This is a genomic window from Nostocoides sp. F2B08 (genome assembly GCF_009184895.1).
Lineage (GTDB): Bacteria > Actinomycetota > Actinomycetes > Actinomycetales > Dermatophilaceae > F2B08.
The window spans coordinates 1-2,017 of record NZ_WESE01000038.1 but is presented as its reverse complement, the minus strand read 5'-3'; the positions used below and the strand labels follow the sequence as shown (position 1 = coordinate 2,017).

Here is a 2,017-nt window from a genome sequence, read left to right as displayed (position 1 = left end):
CCGGCTGCCTGCCCGGTCATAGGTGATCCCGAGGTGGCCTATGTGACGCAGACGGCTGCCGACTCTGTCGTAGCCCAGTTCGACCTGCACCTTTGCCACCCTAGCCCCGGGTCAGACGACCTGTGGGGGCAGCGGCAGGTGACGCCGGCCGTTGCGTGCGACCTTTCGCCGGATGTTGACCCTGGTCGCACTTCGATGCGGCCCTCAGCGCGTGGCGCTGAGCGACGAGGATGCAGGAGGGGCTCAACAGCCTCCGGCGACCACCCCGGTGTGGATCTACCATCAGGCCATGCCAAGGGTGGACCCGGACGACGACTCGNGTTCGACGACAAGCGCGAGTTCGAGGCAGCCATGGCTCAGGAGCAGCGGAGCCTGACCCAACGCCAAGAGCACGGCGGGGACCCGCGCGAACATCTCACTGGCACTCTCCTCGAACCTGGCGATCAAGCCAGAGCGCGGACGGGACGACTCGTGCGCCGCTCGATTGAGCACGGAGTTGACCCCTGGACGTTGATCGACGAGCAGGATCTGCCTCGCAACATCGCCCGATACAGGGCCGTATCCGAACGCGACCGCATGCTCGCGCCCTTTCGCCGACTACGAGGCTGGCTGCGACGAAACACGTCCCAGCGGCCGTAACACCCCAACCCAGCATCTGAGCACGCTCGGTCCCCCGGCCCCGTGCCGCCAGCAGTTGGGCTATGGCTGAGCGTGCACATTCGTCGGCGTATCGCGCTTGTGCCATCGGATCGGACACCCGTCCCATCCCGGCCTGTCACAGTGGTCGACACTGCCCCTCACGAACAGAGCCCGGAGCCGAGATGGAGACGCCGCGCCTGATGGACCTCATCCGACGCCTTCGCTACTACGACTCCGACGTCGAGGCTCGGATCGGCGACGATGGAACGGCCNTACAGGGCCGTATCCGAACGCGACCGCATGCTCGCGCCCTTTCGCCGACTACGAGGCTGGCTGCGACGAAACACGTCCCAGCGGCCGTAACACCCCAACCCAGCATCTGAGCACGCTCGGTCCCCCGGCCCCGTGCCGCCAGCAGTTGGGCTATGGCTGAGGGTGCACTTTCGTCGGCGTGTCGCGCTTGTGCCATCGGATCGGACGCCCGTCCCATCCCGGCCTGTCACAGTGGTCGACACTGCCCCTCACGAACAGAGCCCGGAGCCGAGATGGAGACGCCGCGCCTGATGGACCTCATCCGACGCCTTCGCTACTACGACTCCGACGTCGAGGCTCGGATCGGCGACGATGGAACGGCCCGCATCGTGTGGCGCCACGAGGACGTAGGTCAGCCACTGACTCTGCTCACCACCGAGCAGGACTTGGCGGCCGCCGTCACCGCCATCGGGAAGGGGTGTCGCGATGCACTGTGGCCCGAGAGCAGTATTGAGGAGGCCGGCCTCAACCTGCTGTTGGTGCACGTGGACGAGGTGGTCGCAACACGAAATACGAGCGCGCCCCTGCGCGTGAACCGCGAAGGCTTGGTGTGGCCCGAGCCCACCCGTGTCACCGACCTCCCCGCCGGCCTGACTCACCTGGAATGGTTTACCGACCCTGCGGCCGAAGACGACGACAACTAGAACGCATCCAGCTGGCGCGTCGGGTGCGTCTCTGCGCCGGCACTCGACCGGTAGTGACAACGATCTGCGAAGGATCCTGTGTCGCTCCTCTTGAGCCCCTGTCGCCTCGGCTACTTCTGGGTCTTCGGTGGCTTTGCCCGTGCCCGCTCCACAGCTGGGCGAACCCACGCATCGAGGGAGTCGGCGTCGGGAACGTCCTCGGCTGCCACCAGGACCACACCACCCATCGTTCGTTGCCCCATCGTGGCCGGGCGAGCACCGCGTGTAAGCGCTTGGTCAGTGCCGTCCTTGCCGACAGAGACCATCAGATCATCGTCACCGGTCCCAACGGCCATGTGGGCGTTGATCGTCCAGCACAGGCCGCCGAACATCTTGATCTCCCGAAAGCCCTCCGGACCGGCCGCCGCGGCGACCGCCGACCG

General features: G+C 66.6%; 2 protein-coding genes. One reads left to right on the top strand and one right to left on the bottom strand.

Annotated elements, in window-relative coordinates:
• Positions 1-1,184 precede the first annotated feature (1,184 nt).
• Complete coding sequence (locus GA707_RS20640) at positions 1,185-1,595, top strand: hypothetical protein (RefSeq protein ID WP_152180325.1); 411 nt, start codon at positions 1,185-1,187, stop codon at positions 1,593-1,595.
• A 110-nt stretch (positions 1,596-1,705) separates the two neighbouring features.
• Here the strand turns inward: GA707_RS20640 and GA707_RS20635 are convergent.
• A partial coding sequence (locus tag GA707_RS20635) for a TfoX/Sxy family protein (protein ID WP_152180324.1) occupies positions 1,706-2,017 on the bottom strand: 312 nt, incomplete at its 5' end.

Bases quoted from the DNA above. Each gene is read 5' to 3' on its own strand.
- GA707_RS20640 (WP_152180325.1), top strand. From the start codon at position 1,185: ATGGAGACGCCGCGCCTGATGGACCTCATCCGACGCCTTCGCTACTAC.